Source organism: Neisseria sp. P0001.S005 (genome assembly GCF_051963715.1).
In genome coordinates, this window is record NZ_JBQCTZ010001155.1 from 1 (window position 1) to 212 (window position 212).

Sequence of the window (212 nt, forward strand, 5' to 3'; positions counted from 1 at the left end):
TGGACGGTTACCATAAACTCTTCCATCGACTGCTTGGCATAAGCGGCCTCGCGTGCGCCGTGGGAGAAGAGTTTGACAGTAGCGATATTGGAATAGGCGTCGGTAATGCGGCCGGTCATCAACGAGCGCGCATCAGCTTGGCGTGCAGCGGTTTTGCCGAGTTTGGGAATCAGGAAGCGCATAATCATCGCGAATCCAATCATCCAGCAGAT

The 212-nt window shown here is 54.2% G+C and carries 1 pseudogene; it reads right to left on the minus strand.

Annotated features, from left to right (window positions below):
• Positions 1 to 212: pseudogene (locus ACTHSP_RS24385) on the minus strand (multidrug ABC transporter ATP-binding protein); the annotation flags it as partial.